Origin of the sequence: Streptomyces spongiicola (assembly GCF_003122365.1) — a bacterium.
Classification (GTDB): domain Bacteria; phylum Actinomycetota; class Actinomycetes; order Streptomycetales; family Streptomycetaceae; genus Streptomyces; species Streptomyces spongiicola.
The window spans coordinates 3,687,958-3,704,672 of sequence record NZ_CP029254.1 but is presented as its reverse complement, the minus strand read 5'-3'; the positions used below and the strand labels follow the sequence as shown (position 1 = coordinate 3,704,672).

Below are 16,715 nucleotides of genomic sequence, written 5' to 3'. Positions count from 1 at the left end.
CATAGGCACCGACGAGGTTCTGCGAGATCTCACACCGGCTCGAGTCGAGCAACTGGTAGCTGACGGCCAAGCCGCCGGACGGCGTCGTTATGACACCGCCATCGAGCAGCGCACCGAGGACGCAGCGGCCCTCATCAGCCAGCGAGCCACTAGCTCCAACCTCATCGAAGACTCCGTAGCCAGACACCTCGCCGCAGACTTCGCCTACCCGTTCCATAACGACGCCGCCCTGTAAGGAAGCCATGACTGTGACCGACGCGTTCGCTTACGCGATCGCAGGCCTTCTGACTATCCAAGCCGTCCTGAGGGTCAAGTCCGCCTTGAACGGGCGCCGTCGCGAGCGCTCACTGTGGGGTGCTTTCGCAGCACTTGCGGTGAGCTGGCTGTGCCGAACATCCGCAGTCAACAATCTCCTGGACGCGACAGGAACCCCCGATCTCGGCTTCCTGGTCAAGCACGCCACGGCGATCATCGGAATCTGCGTGTTGCTCCGCTATGTCACCGCGGTGTACGCGGACGCCGACGCCGACGTACGACGCAGCGCGCGCATATCCGCCGTCGTTCACCGGATCGCTGCGCGCGCCTCGGTCGGCACGATCGCCGTCATGACGACCGCCTTCTTCTTCCTGCTGGACCCGCCGGACACCAGCACACTGTTCTTCCTGGAGCGCCACGAGGGAGATCTGGGTCTGCCGATCTACATGGGCCTGTTCTACCTCTACATGGGTGCGGCCGCCGCGGTCTGTGCCGTCCAGTGGGGCGGCGCAGCCCGAACGACCCCGGTTCGGTCGGTCCGTATCGGGATGCTCCTCATGTCTTCCGCGATGGTCCTGGCCGTGCTGTACGTGCTGCTGCGTACCGCCTTCGTGGTGACGATCACTGTGACGACGGTGTCCGACAGCACCAGCCAGACCCAGGAGGCACTCACCGACTCCCTGCTCTACCTGTTCTCGCTGCTCTGGGGGATCGGCGCCATAGCGCCCGTCAGCCGAGCGGCCTCCGAGCGGTACCGGGCGGTCCGCAACCTCCTCTCGCTGCACTGGCTCTGGAAGGAGTTGGCGATGGCCGCACCTGACGTCGTCCGCCACAGGCCCAGTCGGCTCTTCGCGCGTCTGCCGCTCGTCGGCCAGGCCCTCGATACTTTCCGCGACGTGTTCGCGAGCCCTGACGCTTCCTTGCTCGTGCGCCTCAACCGCTACACGGTCGACATCCGCGACGTGATCTTCGAACTGCGGCGACGAGCCCCAGCAGACCTTGTCGAGCGAGCCCGCGACCATGCGCAGAGCGTGCCGGATGACCTCCACGGCACCGAGATCCGGGCCGAGGCACTGTGGATCCGCTCCGCTCTGCTGTGCGAAGGGCCTGCGACTCCCGACAAGCCGGCCCCTCTACCTGAGTTCCGCAGTTGGTAGGCATGCGGATGAGTCGAAAACAGGGATTGAGCTGCGGAAACGTCGGGATGGCGCCCGTGCGGGCGTGTGCCCACGTGGGCACGTTGTGGCTGGTCAGGCCGGGTCTGCGGCGGTGATCCGTGGCGGCGGTTTGATGCCGCAGGCGCGGTAGAGGGCGGCCTGCTGGCTGGTGAGCGGGGTGGTCTGGGTGATCTGTCCGGCGTCGCCGGTGAGGGTGACCTCGTGCACGCGGCCGAGTTCGGTGCTGATCCGGTTCCAGGTCTGTCCGGTGCGGCGTTCGGCGACGCGGATCAGCAGCAGTGCGAGCCAGCACAGCAGCACGTGGGCGCGGATGCGGTGTTCGAGACGGTGAAAGACCGGTCGTAGTTCCAGCACCGTTTTCAGATCACGAAATCCGCGCTCGGCTTCCAGGAGAGCCTTGTAGCCGACCGCGATCTCCTCGGCACTCAGGTGCGGATCGGAGCTGGTCAGCAGGTACTTGCCGTCGAGACGCTCCTCGGCCTTGACCTTGGCGCGGTCGATGGCCAGCCGTCCGTTCTTCGACGTTCTCAACCACCGCTTCAGGGTGGGGTGTTCGATCAGCGCGCACTCGGCGCGCACGTGGGCGGCCTCCGCCCGCTCCCGCGCCTTGGCTGTGGTCGCGCGCTTGGCGTCACGTTCACGCTGGGACCGGATCCGCTCCAGTTCGGCCTCGATCCGCTTGATGGCCTCCTCGCGATGGCGACGGTCGCGTTCCTCCTGGGCAGGGTTGTGGCAGATGACGAAGCGCCGGCCCGGGGCCTGGTCGAGCTTGACTTCCTTGACGCGCAGGTTGTCGCGGACGCTCTGGTAGCGGCCCTGCCGGGCGAGCGCGGCCTCGGCCAGGTCGCCTCCGTCACGCATGCGCATCCCGGCGATGTAGTGGCCGCCGGCGCGGGTGAGGTAGGCGAGATTGTCCGCGGAGGAGAAGCCGCGGTCGACCACGGTGATCACGCGGCCCAGCTTCCAGTCGCGCATGTCGTCCTTGACCTGCGGCAGGATCGCCTGGTCGCTGGTGCCGCCGGGCCAGCACCAACACCGGACCGGGACGCCCTCTTTGGTGACAGCCAGTCCGATGGTGATCTGCGGCAGGTCGTCGCGGTGGTCCTTGCTCTTGCCGTAGGCGCGGAACGGGGTCTCGCCCTCGTCGGGTTCGTCGCGTTCGAAGTAGGTATTGGTGGTGTCGAAGAACAGCAGGTCGACTTCGAGGTTGAGGAGGTTGGCGACCGCGAAGAACACCGCTTCCTGCACTTCAGCCTGGGCGTCGGCCTCCACCAGCAGGTCCATGGCCCGGTATGCCTGGTTCTCGTCCATGGCCTCCAGGCCGGGTATCACCGCGTCGCGGCCGGCCCACTCGGCCGCCGACAGCTTGGAGGCCGGGGCGATGGCACGGTTGGCGGCCAGTGCGAACAGCACGCGCTCGACGTCGGTGCGGAACCGGCGCGCGCCGAGGATCTTCTTCAGGGCGGCGTCGATCTCCAACTGCCGCCACAGGCCCTGCAGAAGCCAGACCGCCCCGAGCGGGCGCGAGCCGGTCACCTGCAGGCCGCCGCCGGCCGCCGGAGCGGCCGCGTCAGCGCCGTCCTCGCCCAGGTAGCGGTTGATCGAGGCGACCAGACGGCGCAGGCCGTCGGTGTCGAGCTGGTCCTCGCGGCCGAAATTGTGCACCACCTCGGCCTGCGTAGTGCCGCCCACCCGCCGGTTGTGCGCGAGCTGAACATAGCGAACCGTCGTGCCGTTCTTGTTCTTCCGCTGGGTGGTCCGCAAGTACATGCCCACAGCATCAACGATCACAGCAAGAAGATCAATACCTCATGGACTAGGCGTGTGCCCACGCGATTCACGCGACGCGCATGCACCGAAACACCGTGACCTGCGCAGACACTGATCGACAGACCCGTATGTGCCTACGAACTGCGGAACTCAGGCTCTAGCACCGTACCCTTTCGACCCAGGTACCGACCCACGGCACGAAGTGCCGCACTTGCGGGCTGTGGCCGCAGCGTACAGCCGCATCCGCAAGTCCGAAGCCCGCGCCCTGCTGACGAGGACCGCTGCCGACTACACCTGATCTTCAGAGGCGAGGAGCAACTGATGAACGCCAGTCCCGCTCGACCGACCATGTCTGCTGCGGCCGTCCTGGCCAATGGCGATGGTGAGTACCTCATCGTCAAGCCCGGATACAAGGACGGCTGGAATCTGCCGGGGGGCGGAGTCGACGAGGACGAGACTCCCAGACAGGCATGCCAGCGTGAGCTCAAGGAGGAGCTTGGCATCGACCAGACACCTGGGCGCCTCCTGCTGTCCGCCTACGTGCACACTACGGACGGCGCGCACATCTACTGGGTGTTCGACGGCGGAACGCTCACCACTGAGCAGCAGCACGCGATCGTGTTGCAGGAAAGTGAACTCACAGCCTTCCGCTTCAGCGCACCTGGTGAGATCTCCCGAAACGAGATCCCGCCGTCACGCAGGCCCCTGTGGGGCGCGGCGCTCGGCGCGCTCACGGACGGCAGTACCGTCCACCTGGAGGTCGTGGGCTAGGAGAAGATACCGACGGTGGGGCAACTGCTACGTCGGCACGTCGTCAGCATCGGAGCCGAGGATCTCCGCCATGGTGTCGCTGATGAAGTCCCGGAGTTCGTCCTGTACTTCCTGCGGAATCTTCTGCTCTCCGCCACGCGCGGCCATGACCGTGAACTGGCTGCGCATGGCGCGCGCTGAGACGACCAGGCGGCCGATCTCCAGATCGCTGCTACGGAAGAACACCGGAGGGACGTCGAAAGCCAGAGCCAGGGCTTCGAGAACGTCGTCCGGGGCGGTGGGCAGCCTACCCACGCGCAAGTCCCTTACCAGTTCTTCCGTCAGGAGAGGCCGGCCACTCTTACGGTTGCCGGACGAGGCGAGGTCCGCGTCCGAGGGCACAGCCTCGTCGTAAACCTCCGCCTGCAAGTACTTGATCTTCCCGGCGATAGTGCTGACGACCTGTGGTGACGACGTCGTCCTCTCCGGCCTTACGGCTGGCACGTCGTGACCGAAAGATCGCCTCTGCGCGGCCAGCAGTTCCGCGCGGGTGACGTTGTAGGCGGCTGCCAGCGCCGTCACCGCCTCATCGGACAGTGCTCGCCTTCCCTGTTCGGCCGCGCGGATCGGCATCGGCGACGCAGTATTGGTGTAGCACGTGGTGTCCGACTGCCTCATGCCGGCGTCGCAGCGCAGATCGGCGAGGTTGGGTGGCCCCAGCCGCGGAAAGAGCTCGTCGAGTTCGGCCTCGACCATCGCGGCGATCGCCGGCAGGCGTTCCTGCGGCGGCGTGGCCAGTTGGTTCTCCCAGCGGTAAACAGCGTTTGTCTTGACGTTCAAGCCTGCGGCCAGGTCGGCCTGCGACAGGCGTTTGGCCAGGCGGCGATCGCGCAGCTTGCTGCCGTCGAAGACGCGGTCGGGCATACAGGTACTCCATGGGGTTCGCGCAAGCACTCTGGCCACTTGATCGGATCACCGAAAGGCGATAGTTTCGCCTTTTAGTGATCGGCGGGGTGGCTGGCCTACGGCTCGACTGCCCAATTTACTCACTGTAGAACAACCCGTTTCCTGCGGGGAAGCGGGTCGACCCCGGCCACCGAAGGTTGCGGCGACGGCGTCCGAGTTGCCGCCCATGCGCATCTACGGGCGAGAGACATCACCAGCACAGGTCGTCTCAACCACGGCCAGGACCGCATCAGGGCTCCACAAATGTCAGTACAGCTCAGTCAACGGGGGTGTCGCATTTGGAGATCGAAAGGTCGGACACGAGATCGGGCCTGGCCGCAGCGAGAGCCTCCGGCTGCTCTCAAGGGCCGTACGGTGACCCGTTACGCCCGGGCCGCTGGTCAGGACCTCAGATAGGTGAGGACGGCCAGCACCCTGCGGTGGGTCTCATCCGTCGGAGGCAGGTCCAGCTTGGTGAGGATGCTGCTGATGTGCTTGCCGATCGCGGCCTCGGAGACCACCAGTTCCTTTGCGATGGCGCCGTTGGACTTGCCCTCCGCGATCAGCGCCAGCACCTCACGCTCGCGCGGAGTGAGCCGCTCCAGCGGATCGCGGCGGCGGCGCAACAACTGGCGCACCACCTCGGGGTCGACCACCGTCCCGCCGTCCGCGACCTCGTGCAGTGCGTCGACGAACGCCTCGACCTGGCCGACGCGGTCCTTCAGCAGGTAACCGACCCCCGAGCCGTCACCGGAGTCCAAGAGCTCGGAGGCATAGGTCCGCTGCACGTACTGGCTGAGCACCAGGACCGGCAGAGTGGGCCGCGTCTCGCGCAGCCGCACCGCCGCGTGCAGCCCTTCGTCCTGGAAACCGGGCGGCATGCGCACGTCCGTCACCACAATGTCGGGGGCGTGCTCCTCGACCGCAGCGACCAGCGCCTCCGCGTCCCCCACTGCCGCCACCACCTCGTTTCCACAGCGGCTGAGCAGGCCGATGAGCCCTTCCCGCAGCAGCACGCTGTCCTCGGCCAGCACTACACGGAGCGGTCGGCCGCTTTGGTCAACTCGCAAGGAAACTCCACAAGTAACAGGGTCGGTCCACCCGGTGGGCTGGACAGGGCAAGTCTGCCATCGAGAACCGATACCCGATCCCCGAGACCGGTGAGTCCGCTGCCCGCCGAGGGTTCCGCGCCGCCTCGGCCGTCGTCGCGCACCTGGAGGAACAGGCGGCCGTCGCGGTGACCGCCGCTTACCTGCGCGCGGTCGGCCCCGCTGTGCTTGGCGACGTTGGCGAGCGCCTCGCAGACCACGAAGTACGCCGCGGACTCGACCGCCTGGGGCGGCCGACCTGGCAGTTCGAGGTCGACATCGACGGGGACCACGGAGCGGTCCGCGGCATCGGCGACGGCGGCCTCCAGGCCGTAGTCCGCGAGGATCTTGGGATGGATGCCGTGGATGAGCTCGCGCAGTTCCGCGAGCGCCTTGCCCGCTTCCTCGTGGGCCTTGGCGAGTTGGTCGGCGAGCGGGCCGGGCGGTGCGTCCAGCCGGGCCAGACCGAGGGCCATTGTCAGGGCCACCAGCCGCTGTTGCGCACCATCGTGCAGATCCCGCTCGATGCGGCGCCGCTCCGCCTCGAAGGCGTCCACCAGCCGGAAACGGGAACGGGCCAGTTCGACCACCTTGGCGTCGAGTTCGCCCTCGCGGGAGGCGATCAGCAGCCGGGTCAGTTCGGCGCGGGCGCCCGCCGCGATACCGAGCACATAGCAGCACAAGCCCATGAGGAGCAGACCGAGCACGGCAACACCGAACGCGGTCGGCCATGTGGTGATCGTCCACTGTTTGAGCACCTTCGTCTCGTGGCCGTCGCCGACCGTGGCCATCATCAACGGGGTGGCGACCATGGACACCGGGAAGAGCAGGGCGACCGTGACTACCAGCGCGTCGATCGGCCACAGCAGTCCGGCGAACAGCAGCGCGTGTCCGAGCTCTCGCCAGGTCGCCTGCTCACGCAGCCGGGTGGTCAGCCAGGGCCACAACCCCGGTGCGGCCGGCTCCTGGTGCTGGCCGACCGCTGGATCGCGGTCGATCAGGCGCAGTCTGCGCCGCTCCACCCAGGCCACCGGGATCCCGCTGAGGGCGACCACGACGAGCAGGGGCAGCCCCACCAGGACGATGGCAAGTGCTCCGGAGACAGCCGTCACCGTCACGATCACCACCAGGGCAGCGGCGCCGGTCACCGCGCCGGTGAGCAGATACGCGACGGAGCGCCAGGGCCAGACCGACAGCAGGAATCCCGGATGGGACATGGCCTGCCACACATTCCGAGGGTGCATGGGGAGCACCGTAGATGGGCGAACCCATCCGGTGCCATCGGTCCAGGGCGTGGATCGGGGGTAGGGCCAGCCCCACCCCCGTACCGGACTGGAGGTCACGCGGCGGAGAGTGCAGGGGCTCGCCACCGCGGTCTGCTGCCAACAGGAAGGCGGAGTTCCACTCAATTGTGGCGCAATCAAGGTTCGTAAGACCGACGCTCCGACGTTCTGATCCAGCCGCGGCTGCCTACGTTCGGCCGCTCAAGTGGGGGGTTTACATGGAATTCCGGCTTCTCGGACCAGTCGAGGCGAGAGACGGGGCGCGTCGCATCGCGGTGTCAGGCACCATGATGCATACAGTTCTGGCCGCGCTGTTGCTCGCCCGTGGACGCGTGGTGAGTGACGGGAGGCTGAGCGAACTGCTGTGGGGGTGGGATCCGCCGGCCACGTGGAACGCTCAAATCTACACCTACATATCGAGACTGCGAAAACTCCTCGGGCCCAAGGTCGACCTGGTTCGCCGCCAGCCTGGTTACCTGCTGGTCGCCGACGCGGCGCGTGTCGACGTCGTCGAGTTCGGGAGGTTGGAGCGACTCGGGCGGCGGGCTATGGAGGAGCGGCGGTGGACGCAGGCCGCCGAAACCCTTCGGCAGGCACTCGACCTGTGGCAGGGACCGGCGCTGGCCGATGTCACGCCGCACCTCGCGGAGGCGGAGCTGCCGCAGCTTGAGGAGGAGCGGATGAGCGCTCTGGAGCACCGGATCGAGGCGGACCTCGCGCTCGGCAGGCACGGGCAGCTCACCTCCGAACTCGCCCGGCTCGTCGGTGAATTTCCGGTCCGGGAGCGACTGCGCGCGCAATTGATGGCCGCGCTGTACCGGTGCGGGCGGCAGGCCGAGGCGCTGCGCACCTTTCATGAGGGGCGCGAGGTGCTCGCCGAGGAGCTGGGCGTGGGCCCCGGGCCTGATCTCACCACCGCCTATCAGTCCTTGCTGAGCGGAGAGCTGGACAACCTCCCACAGCCCGCGCCGAGCCTGACGTCTGCTGTGCCGGCAGTGAGTGCGCCGCCTGTCATGATTCCGCCGCTCCCGGCCGACTTCATAGGCCGGGAGCGGGAGTTCGACGTGTTGTGCAGGCGGTTGACGTCGAAGGAGGCGAACGGGCGTGCCGCGTTCCAGCCCCGCCGACTGCTGATCAGCGGGATGCCGGGGGTTGGCAAGACCGCGCTCGCCTTACGGGTCGCTCACGCCGTGGCCGACCAATTCCCGGATGGCTTGCTGTATGTCCAGCTGCGCTCCGACGACGGCACCGTCGCTGACTGCGGCGAGGTCCTGGTCACGCTGCTGCGGGCACTCGGCGCGACCTCCGAGAACGTGCTGGCCCCGAACGGCGAGCTCGCCCGGACGGAGGAGCTGGTCCGCAGGTACCGGACCCGGACAGCAGGCCGTAAGCTGCTGATCCTGTTGGACGACGCGGCGAACGAGTTGCAGTTGGACCCGTTGCTGCCGGACACGACCGATTCCGCCGTCCTGGTGACAAGCCGCAACCGGCTCTCTGCGGTGCCCGGTTCGTGGACCGTGGCGCTGGACCCCATGGAGACCGGTGAGTCCCTGGACCTGCTCTCCGTGATCGCTGGGGGCGACCGGATCTCCGCGGAGCCCGAGGCAGCCCACGCCGTGGTCGAGGCCTGCGGAAAGCTGCCGCTCGCGCTGCGGGCCGCCGCCGCCCGGCTCGCCGCTCGGCCGCACTGGCAGATGACACGGCTCGCGCGTCGCCTGGCTGATCCGGCCTCCCGCATCGAGGAGTTACGGGTGAGCACGCTCGACGTAAGGCAGATACTGTCCGCAGCCTTGCGGCAACGTCCGCTTTCTGAGCGTGACTTGATTTGCCGACTCGCCGTATGCGCGGCAGGCGAGTTCACCGCGATGGCGGCTGCGGTGCTGCTCAGGCTGCCCGAGAACGCGGCCGAGGAGTTCCTGGAACGGCTGGTCGAGGCGTCGCTTCTGGAGGCACACGGCATCGACGCCACGGGCGCGCCTTGTTACTGCTTCCATCCCTTGCTCCGTCTCACCGCGGCGAGCCTGGAGGACTTCCCTGCGGAGGGCGAGTTGCTACGGGCGGGCTGAGCGGTGCCCCCCCACCGGGGGCGGCGGCCCCGGTGGGAGGCGGCCAGGGGTGAGCCGAGCCCGACGCCGGGGGTAGGTTTGGCACTACCCCAAGTCTCGCCCCTGCCGCAGTGCGTCCCGAGGGTTCCCCGCGGTTTCGTGGAGGCAACACGGAGACGAGGGAGGCGGCGCCCCATGACGGCATGGCTGGCTGATCAGATGCTGGTGTATGGCAGCTTCGGCATCCTCGCCGCAGTGCTGCTGCTGCCCGCTCTGGAGGCGGCACTCCCGGTCGTCGGCGCGTTGCTGCCCGGTCAGACCGCGGTGGTGCTGAGCGGGGTGCTTGCCTGGCACGGACACGTCACGGTCGAGGCAGCACTGCTGACCGCGCTCGTCGGCGCGGTACTGGGCAACCTGGCCGGGTACGCCATCGGAAGCCGCTGGAAGGAGCGGCTGATGGCCCGGATGACGAGCCGCTCCCGTCACCGCCGGGTCACCGAGCGCGCCCTGGGGCTGATCGAGCGTCGGGGCGGCGGCGCGGTGTTCGTGGGCCGTTTCACCGCCGTCCTGCGCACCCTCGTACCGACCCTGTGCGGGGCGACCAGGATGCCGCTGCGCCGCTATCTGCTCTGGTCCGTGCTCAGCAGCGCGGTCTGGGCACCTGCCTTCGTCCTGATCGGTTACGTCATGGGCCCGGCCGGGCCCGGGTGACCGGGCTCAGGGTCCGCCGACACCTGCCATCCGCCACTGCGGCACGGGTGCCCGGGCCGCCCCGAAAACGGCCACTACCTGTGCCGTTCCCCGAAGATTCCGTCCCGCCCAGGTGCGCGGGAGGACCGACACCGACACGAGTTGGAACACATGAGCAACGACGCGATCCGATTGCGCTCCGTGACCCGGCGGTACGGCTCGGGCGGCACGTCCGTCACCGCCCTCGACCAGGTATCGCTCGCCTTCCCGAGGGGGACCTTCACCGCCGTGATGGGCCCCTCCGGGTCCGGCAAGTCGACCCTGCTGCAGTGCGCCGCGGGCCTGGACCGGCCCACGTCGGGCTCGGTCACCGTGGGCGACACCGAGCTGACCAGGCTGAGCGAGACCAAGCTGACCCTGCTGCGCCGCGAGCGCATCGGCTTTGTGTTCCAGGCGTTCAACCTGCTGCCCTCGCTGACCGCCGAGCAGAACGTGGCCCTGCCGCTGCGGCTGGCCGGCCGCCGCCCGAAGAAGACCCAGGTGCGCGAGGTGCTCGAACAGGTCGGACTCGGCGACCGGGCGCGGCACCGCCCGACGGAGATGTCCGGCGGCCAGCAGCAGCGGGTTGCCCTGGCCCGCGCCCTGATCACCCGTCCCGAAGTGCTGTTCGGCGACGAGCCGACCGGCGCGCTCGACTCGCAGACCAGCCGCGAGGTGCTGACCCTGCTGCGCGGCATGGTCGACCGGGACGGCCAGACGATCATCATGGTCACCCACGACCCGGTCGCCGCCTCCTACGCCGACCGCGTCGTCTTCCTCGTCGACGGCCGTGTCAACGGCGAGTTGGTCAGCGCCTCCGCCGAGGACATCGCGTCGCGCATGACCAAACTCGAGGCGGCGCCGTGCTGAGCACCACGCTGCGCACCCTGCGCACCCGCTGGGTCACCTTCGTCGGCAGTTTCGTCGCCCTCTCCCTGGGCGTGGCGCTGATCGCCGTGATGGGGCTGGCCCTGGCGTCCTCGCTGGACGCACCCGGCCGGGGGCCGGAGCGGTTCGCCGCCGCGCCGGTCATTGTCAAGGGCCAGGACACCCTTGAGGTGCCCACCTCGATCGGCGACCGCACCCAGAAGCTCGCGCAGCCGCGTGCCGTGCCCGACGACGTAGTCGCGAAGCTGCGGGACCTCGGGACGGTCGTCGAGGACCGGTCGTTCGCGGTGCGGTCCGAGGGCGGGCCCGCCGATCTGGTGGGTCACCCCTGGTCCACCGCGGCTTTCGCGCCGTACGAGCTCGAGGCGGGGCGCGCGCCCGAGGCTGCGGACGAGGTCGTCGTCAGCGGTGACTGGGCCCGTCCGGGCACCCGGGTGCGAACTGACGGCGGCACGGTGCGCGTCGTCGGCACCGTGGCCGGGCTCGGCTTCGAGGACGCCGTGTTCTACACCGACACCCGCGCTGCCGAGCTGTCGCCGCGCAGCCTCCAGCTCGTGGTCGACGCCGATGCGGCTGCCGTGCACGAGGCGGTGCGCGGCAGCGAGGGCGTCCAGGTCCTCACCGGGGACGCGCGCCGGTACGCCGATGCCGACCCCGACCGGGACAGCGAGGCCCTCACCGCGATGAACGCCATGTTCGGCACGGCCGGAGGCGTCACCGGGTTCGTGTCGGTGTTCGTGGTGGCCTCGACCTTCGCGTTCGCGGTGGCCCAGCGGCGCCGCGAGTTCGGGCTGCTGCGCACCGCCGGGGCGACCCCGGGGCAGATCCGCCGCATGGTCGTCTATGAGGCGCTCGCGGTCGGTGTGCTCGCCTCGGCCGCCGGCTGTGTGCTCGGTTCCTACGGGGCTCCCGTGCTCGCCGAGTGGGCGGTCGGCGAGAGCCTCGCGCCCCGCTGGTTCGCCATCGGCGACTACACCTGGCCCTACCACATGGCGTTCTGGACGGGCCTGTTCGTGGCCCTGTGCGGCGTGCTGGCCGCGTCCTGGCGGGCGGGGCGCACCGGTCCCACCGAGGCGCTGCGCGAGGCGTCCGTGGACACCCGGCCGATGACATGGGGCCGCTGGCTGTTCGGCGCGGCCCTGCTGATCACCGCTGCGGTGACGCTGGCATTTGCCCTGGTGACGAACCCGGGCGACCTGCTGCAGCGCAAGACCTATGTGAGCCGGCCCATGCTGCTGATCACCGCGGTCGCGCTGCTCGCGCCGGTGCTGGTGCGGCCACTGGCCCGGCTAATCGCCTGGCTGCCGGCCCAACTGCCCGGCGCCGGCGGGATGCTGGTTCGGGAGAACGCCGCCGCCGGGGTGCGCCGCACCGCCGCCGTCGCGGCGCCCGTGCTGGTCACGGTCGCGCTGGCGGGCTCGCTGCTGGGGGCCACCGCCACCCTCAACGAGGCCAAGGCCACCGAGGTACGCGAGCAGGCGGCCGCCGACTTCGTGGTCACTCCGGCGGGCGATGCCGGCTTCGACGAGCCGACGCTGAAGCGGCTTCAGGCCGTGTCCGGCGCCGAGGTCTCAGCGAGCTCGTCGAGCGCCGTGTACGTCCTGGAGGACGGCATGGCGCTCATCAGGTCCGATGCCAGGGCCGTCGAGCCGGGACCGCTCGCGGCAACGGCCCGTCTCCCGCTCACCGCGGGGAGGGTGAGCGATCTGGACGACGACTCGATCATCGTCAATGAGGAGTGGGAGAAGCACGCCGTGGGCGAGCGAGTGGACGTGTGGGTGGGCGACGGCACGAGGAAGTCCCTGAAGATCGCCGCGGTCATGACCATCGGCACCGGCAACAACGGCGTCTACGTCACCCCACGCAACGCCCCTGCGGCGCCCGTCGACCGGGTCGACGTACGCCTCGCGGACGGTGCCGGCACGGCCACCGTGGCCGCAGGTCTGCGTCAGGCGGTACGGGCGTCAGGCGGGGAGGTCCTCACCAGGGACGCCTGGGTACGGGCGACGTACCCCGAGACCAACCGGACGACCCGGATGGGCTTCTTCCTGGTCCTCGGGATCGCCCTCCTCTACACCGGCATCTCACTGGCCAACACGATGGTCATGGCGACCTCCGACCGGGTCCGCGAGCTGGCTGTGCTGCGGCTGGCCGGCGCCACCAGGTGGCAGGTGCTGCGGATGGTGGGCGCCGAGGCGCTGATGGTGGTCATGGTCGGCGGACTGCTGGGAGCGCTGGTCGCCGGGCTCAACCTGTTGGGCATGTGGAGCGCGCTGGGCCTGCTCTCGGTGTGGACGTCCATCGAGATCCCGTGGGCGACGCTCGCGGCGGCCATGGGCACCTGCGCGGTGCTCGCCGTGATCTCCGCGGTCGCTCCGGCCGGCCTCTCCCTGCGCCGCAGGGCGGTGGAGCTGGCGGGCACACCGGAGTGACCTTCTGACCCGGCGCCGAGCGGTTATCCCCCGTTCCGTCCGGCGCCGCCTCCGCGTCGCGCGACACCCTCGTGGCCGCGGCGCGGACGAACGACGGCGGGGACGCCCTGGGAGGCGTCCCCGCCGTCGGCCTTGTTCCGGTGAGGTGGCACGGGAGTCTGAGGCCGTTGGCCTGGCGTGGGCCGCCGCCACCGCTGTGGTGGGGATCCGGCATTGTCGTCTGGGGTGTGTCGGTCCGGCCGCTTTGTCGGTCTGCGACTGGAGCGGAGGGACTCGCCCTCGCCACCGCGTTCTTCAGGCGGCCGGTGAACGGTGCGCGGCCGTGCGCGGGTAGCGTGTTGTCGACGACGATGACGTCGTCGCGCTGCCGGTCGAAGTGGCAAAGCCGCGGATACCGCCTGATCCGGCCCCGGCCTGCGAGGGTACAGAACAGCAGCACGGCCCCGGCCTGGATGCCGCTCCGTCCGCGGACACCGCGGGACCCGGCACTCCCGTGAGTACCGAGCCCGCCGCGTGTATCAGTGGCCGGGTGTGAGGGCCGCAGTGAGCAGCGGCTGGACCGTCGGCGGCACCCGTAGGTTTCCCCGGGTGCGCGGACTCATCATGTAGACGGCGCGGCACGCCAGGTCGCGGGTGGCCCCTATGCCGCTGAGGTAACCGTGGACGACGCCCGCCACACCCCACACAGTGGTACCGCCGGGCAGGACCATGCTGTCGAGGCCCGCGCCGCAGAAGGTCCGGCCGCCTCTGACGTACGGCCCGTCCGGGACCCGGAACATGTGCGCGAGGCTCTCCGCAGTGAGGCGCTCCAGGAGGACAGGGCCAGACCCCCGAGCTGCCCAGCACATTGGCTACGGTGGCGATGAGGTGCGATGTGCCCGCGACCCACCCTGGAGGGCGTCGGGGGTAGTGCGGACCTGATGGACGGCGGCGACATTGACGACGCCTGTGATGTTTCCCGTCCCGGCGAACAGAATGCCGAGTACGTACGGCTCCGCGCTCGGCGAGGCGGTACAGCCTGAGTTCCGCAGTTGGTAGGCATGCGGATGAGTCGAAAACAGAGATTGAGCTGCGGAAACGTCGGGATGGCGCCCGTGCGGGCGTGTGCCCACGTGGGCACGTTGTGGCTGGTCAGGCCGGGTCTGCGGCGGTGATCCGTGGCGGCGGTTTGATGCCGCAGGCGCGGTAGAGGGCGGCCTGCTGGCTGGTGAGCGGGGTGGTCTGGGTGATCTGTCCGGCGTCGCCGGTGAGGGTGACCTCGTGCACGCGGCCGAGTTCGGTGCTGATCCGGTTCCAGGTCTGTCCGGTGCGGCGTTCGGCGACGCGGATCAGCAGCAGTGCGAGCCAGCACAGCAGCACGTGGGCGCGGATGCGGTGTTCGAGACGGTGAAAGACCGGTCGTAGTTCCAGCACCGTTTTCAGATCACGAAATCCGCGCTCGGCTTCCAGGAGAGCCTTGTAGCCGACCGCGATCTCCTCGGCACTCAGGTGCGGATCGGAGCTGGTCAGCAGGTACTTGCCGTCGAGACGCTCCTCGGCCTTGACCTTGGCGCGGTCGATGGCCAGCCGTCCGTTCTTCGACGTTCTCAACCACCGCTTCAGGGTGGGGTGTTCGATCAGCGCGCACTCGGCGCGCACGTGGGCGGCCTCCGCCCGCTCCCGCGCCTTGGCTGTGGTCGCGCGCTTGGCGTCACGTTCACGCTGGGACCGGATCCGCTCCAGTTCGGCCTCGATCCGCTTGATGGCCTCCTCGCGATGGCGACGGTCGCGTTCCTCCTGGGCAGGGTTGTGGCAGATGACGAAGCGCCGGCCCGGGGCCTGGTCGAGCTTGACTTCCTTGACGCGCAGGTTGTCGCGGACGCTCTGGTAGCGGCCCTGCCGGGCGAGCGCGGCCTCGGCCAGGTCGCCTCCGTCACGCATGCGCATCCCGGCGATGTAGTGGCCGCCGGCGCGGGTGAGGTAGGCGAGATTGTCCGCGGAGGAGAAGCCGCGGTCGACCACGGTGATCACGCGGCCCAGCTTCCAGTCGCGCATGTCGTCCTTGACCTGCGGCAGGATCGCCTGGTCGCTGGTGCCGCCGGGCCAGCACCAACACCGGACCGGGACGCCCTCTTTGGTGACAGCCAGTCCGATGGTGATCTGCGGCAGGTCGTCGCGGTGGTCCTTGCTCTTGCCGTAGGCGCGGAACGGGGTCTCGCCCTCGTCGGGTTCGTCGCGTTCGAAGTAGGTATTGGTGGTGTCGAAGAACAGCAGGTCGACTTCGAGGTTGAGGAGGTTGGCGACCGCGAAGAACACCGCTTCCTGCACTTCAGCCTGGGCGTCGGCCTCCACCAGCAGGTCCATGGCCCGGTATGCCTGGTTCTCGTCCATGGCCTCCAGGCCGGGTATCACCGCGTCGCGGCCGGCCCACTCGGCCGCCGACAGCTTGGAGGCCGGGGCGATGGCACGGTTGGCGGCCAGTGCGAACAGCACGCGCTCGACGTCGGTGCGGAACCGGCGCGCGCCGAGGATCTTCTTCAGGGCGGCGTCGATCTCCAACTGCCGCCACAGGCCCTGCAGAAGCCAGACCGCCCCGAGCGGGCGCGAGCCGGTCACCTGCAGGCCGCCGCCGGCCGCCGGAGCGGCCGCGTCAGCGCCGTCCTCGCCCAGGTAGCGGTTGATCGAGGCGACCAGACGGCGCAGGCCGTCGGTGTCGAGCTGGTCCTCGCGGCCGAAATTGTGCACCACCTCGGCCTGCGTAGTGCCGCCCACCCGCCGGTTGTGCGCGAGCTGAACATAGCGAACCGTCGTGCCGTTCTTGTTCTTCCGCTGGGTGGTCCGCAAGTACATGCCCACAGCATCAACGATCACAGCAAGAAGATCAATACCTCATGGACTAGGCGTGTGCCCACGCGATTCACGCGACGCGCATGCACCGAAACACCGTGACCTGCGCAGACACTGATCGACAGACCCGTATGTGCCTACGAACTGCGGAACTCAGGTACAGGATTGGCCAGGCTGGTCTCCAGGAACGCGACGGCGGCCAGCTGGACCGCGGAGGACCGACCGGCGGCGAGTGTGTCGACGACGCTGCCGAGTGCCACGGCCCGTACGCCCTCGCAGATCACCATGAGCCGCCGCCGGTCCCAGCGGTCGACGAGGACTCCGGCGGGGAGCCGCACCCGGAGCAGCGGCAGCAGAGCGGCGAACGACACCGCCGACATCACGAGCGGCGAGTCGGTGGTCCAGAGCACGCTCAGCGGATACGAGACCCCGTGACCCTGCTGCCCAGGAGGGACACGGCGGCACGGGACCACAGCACCAGGAAGTCTCGGTTCCGCCGCAGAGGGGCCGGGCCGTCCGCTCTCAC

The 16,715-nt window shown here is 69.2% G+C and carries 13 protein-coding genes; 6 read left to right on the top strand and 7 right to left on the bottom strand.

The features are described from left to right. The first annotated feature begins 242 nt into the window (after nucleotides 1-242). Entirely contained in the window at nucleotides 243-1,412 is a 1,170-nt protein-coding gene (locus DDQ41_RS16250) for an MAB_1171c family putative transporter (RefSeq protein WP_262508478.1), read from the top strand. A gap of 93 nt (nucleotides 1,413-1,505) precedes the next feature. Here DDQ41_RS16250 and DDQ41_RS16245 read toward each other — a convergent pair whose 3' ends face one another. Continuing rightward, nucleotides 1,506-3,203 (bottom strand): IS1634 family transposase, encoded by a 1,698-nt coding sequence (locus DDQ41_RS16245; RefSeq protein ID WP_109297466.1) that lies wholly within the window; start codon nucleotides 3,201-3,203, stop codon nucleotides 1,506-1,508. A gap of 321 nt (nucleotides 3,204-3,524) precedes the next feature. Between DDQ41_RS16245 and DDQ41_RS16240 the strand changes: the two genes are divergently transcribed. After that, nucleotides 3,525-3,974, top strand: a complete 450-nt coding sequence (locus DDQ41_RS16240) for an NUDIX domain-containing protein (protein ID WP_109295139.1) — start codon at nucleotides 3,525-3,527, stop codon at nucleotides 3,972-3,974. Between the two features lie 27 nt (nucleotides 3,975-4,001). On the opposite strand, the gene DDQ41_RS16235 is transcribed toward DDQ41_RS16240, so the two are convergent. From DDQ41_RS16235 to DDQ41_RS16225, 3 genes are all read right to left on the bottom strand, one after another. Further along, nucleotides 4,002-4,877 carry a helix-turn-helix domain-containing protein gene (locus DDQ41_RS16235; protein WP_109295138.1) on the bottom strand — a complete coding sequence of 292 codons (876 nt, stop codon included), beginning with the start codon at nucleotides 4,875-4,877 and terminating at the stop codon, nucleotides 4,002-4,004. A gap of 422 nt (nucleotides 4,878-5,299) precedes the next feature. After that, nucleotides 5,300-5,932: a response regulator transcription factor gene (locus tag DDQ41_RS16230; protein ID WP_109295137.1), complete on the bottom strand. Its 633-nt coding sequence runs from the start codon at nucleotides 5,930-5,932 to the stop codon at nucleotides 5,300-5,302. Beyond that, nucleotides 5,932-7,203 carry a sensor histidine kinase gene (locus DDQ41_RS16225; RefSeq protein ID WP_109295136.1) on the bottom strand — a complete coding sequence of 424 codons (1,272 nt, stop codon included), beginning with the start codon at nucleotides 7,201-7,203 and terminating at the stop codon, nucleotides 5,932-5,934. The genes DDQ41_RS16230 and DDQ41_RS16225 overlap by 1 nt, the downstream gene beginning before the upstream one ends. Nucleotides 7,204-7,556: 353 nt before the next feature. Between DDQ41_RS16225 and DDQ41_RS16220 the strand changes: the two genes are divergently transcribed. The 4 genes from DDQ41_RS16220 (at nucleotide 7,557) to DDQ41_RS16205 (ending at nucleotide 13,363) form a co-directional block, all read left to right on the top strand. Then, nucleotides 7,557-9,335, top strand: coding sequence for an AfsR/SARP family transcriptional regulator (locus DDQ41_RS16220; protein ID WP_262508477.1), 1,779 nt, complete (start codon nucleotides 7,557-7,559; stop codon nucleotides 9,333-9,335). A gap of 174 nt (nucleotides 9,336-9,509) precedes the next feature. Further along, nucleotides 9,510-10,025 (top strand): DedA family protein, encoded by a 516-nt coding sequence (locus DDQ41_RS16215; RefSeq protein WP_109295134.1) that lies wholly within the window; start codon nucleotides 9,510-9,512, stop codon nucleotides 10,023-10,025. 150 nt (nucleotides 10,026-10,175) lie between these two features. Further along, nucleotides 10,176-10,913, top strand: coding sequence for an ABC transporter ATP-binding protein (locus DDQ41_RS16210; protein ID WP_109295133.1), 738 nt, complete (start codon nucleotides 10,176-10,178; stop codon nucleotides 10,911-10,913). Beyond that, nucleotides 10,907-13,363 (top strand): ABC transporter permease, encoded by a 2,457-nt coding sequence (locus tag DDQ41_RS16205; protein ID WP_109295132.1) that lies wholly within the window; start codon nucleotides 10,907-10,909, stop codon nucleotides 13,361-13,363. The genes DDQ41_RS16210 and DDQ41_RS16205 overlap by 7 nt, the downstream gene beginning before the upstream one ends. Nucleotides 13,364-13,881: 518 nt before the next feature. On the opposite strand, the gene DDQ41_RS16200 is transcribed toward DDQ41_RS16205, so the two are convergent. The 3 genes from DDQ41_RS16200 to DDQ41_RS16190 all read right to left on the bottom strand — a co-directional run bounded on the left by DDQ41_RS16200 (nucleotide 13,882) and on the right by DDQ41_RS16190 (nucleotide 16,599). After that, nucleotides 13,882-14,142, bottom strand: a complete 261-nt coding sequence (locus tag DDQ41_RS16200) for a hypothetical protein (protein WP_109295131.1) — start codon at nucleotides 14,140-14,142, stop codon at nucleotides 13,882-13,884. Between the two features lie 352 nt (nucleotides 14,143-14,494). Then, nucleotides 14,495-16,192 (bottom strand): IS1634 family transposase, encoded by a 1,698-nt coding sequence (locus DDQ41_RS16195; RefSeq protein ID WP_109297466.1) that lies wholly within the window; start codon nucleotides 16,190-16,192, stop codon nucleotides 14,495-14,497. A gap of 134 nt (nucleotides 16,193-16,326) precedes the next feature. Continuing rightward, nucleotides 16,327-16,599, bottom strand: coding sequence for an MFS transporter (locus DDQ41_RS16190; RefSeq protein WP_109295130.1), 273 nt, complete (start codon nucleotides 16,597-16,599; stop codon nucleotides 16,327-16,329). Between the last annotated feature and the right edge of the window lie 116 nt (nucleotides 16,600-16,715).

Coding starts and splice junctions, on each gene's coding strand:
- DDQ41_RS16195 (WP_109297466.1), bottom strand. CDS start 16,192: ATGTACTTGCGGACCACCCAGCGGAAGAACAAGAACGGCACGACGGTT.
- DDQ41_RS16215 (WP_109295134.1), top strand. CDS start 9,510: ATGACGGCATGGCTGGCTGATCAGATGCTGGTGTATGGCAGCTTCGGC.
- DDQ41_RS16220 (WP_262508477.1), top strand. CDS start 7,557: ATGATGCATACAGTTCTGGCCGCGCTGTTGCTCGCCCGTGGACGCGTG.
- DDQ41_RS16210 (WP_109295133.1), top strand. CDS start 10,176: ATGAGCAACGACGCGATCCGATTGCGCTCCGTGACCCGGCGGTACGGC.
- DDQ41_RS16225 (WP_109295136.1), bottom strand. CDS start 7,203: ATGTCCCATCCGGGATTCCTGCTGTCGGTCTGGCCCTGGCGCTCCGTC.
- DDQ41_RS16235 (WP_109295138.1), bottom strand. CDS start 4,877: ATGCCCGACCGCGTCTTCGACGGCAGCAAGCTGCGCGATCGCCGCCTG.
- DDQ41_RS16245 (WP_109297466.1), bottom strand. CDS start 3,203: ATGTACTTGCGGACCACCCAGCGGAAGAACAAGAACGGCACGACGGTT.
- DDQ41_RS16200 (WP_109295131.1), bottom strand. CDS start 14,142: ATGTTCCGGGTCCCGGACGGGCCGTACGTCAGAGGCGGCCGGACCTTC.
- DDQ41_RS16240 (WP_109295139.1), top strand. CDS start 3,525: ATGAACGCCAGTCCCGCTCGACCGACCATGTCTGCTGCGGCCGTCCTG.
- DDQ41_RS16250 (WP_262508478.1), top strand. CDS start 243: ATGACTGTGACCGACGCGTTCGCTTACGCGATCGCAGGCCTTCTGACT.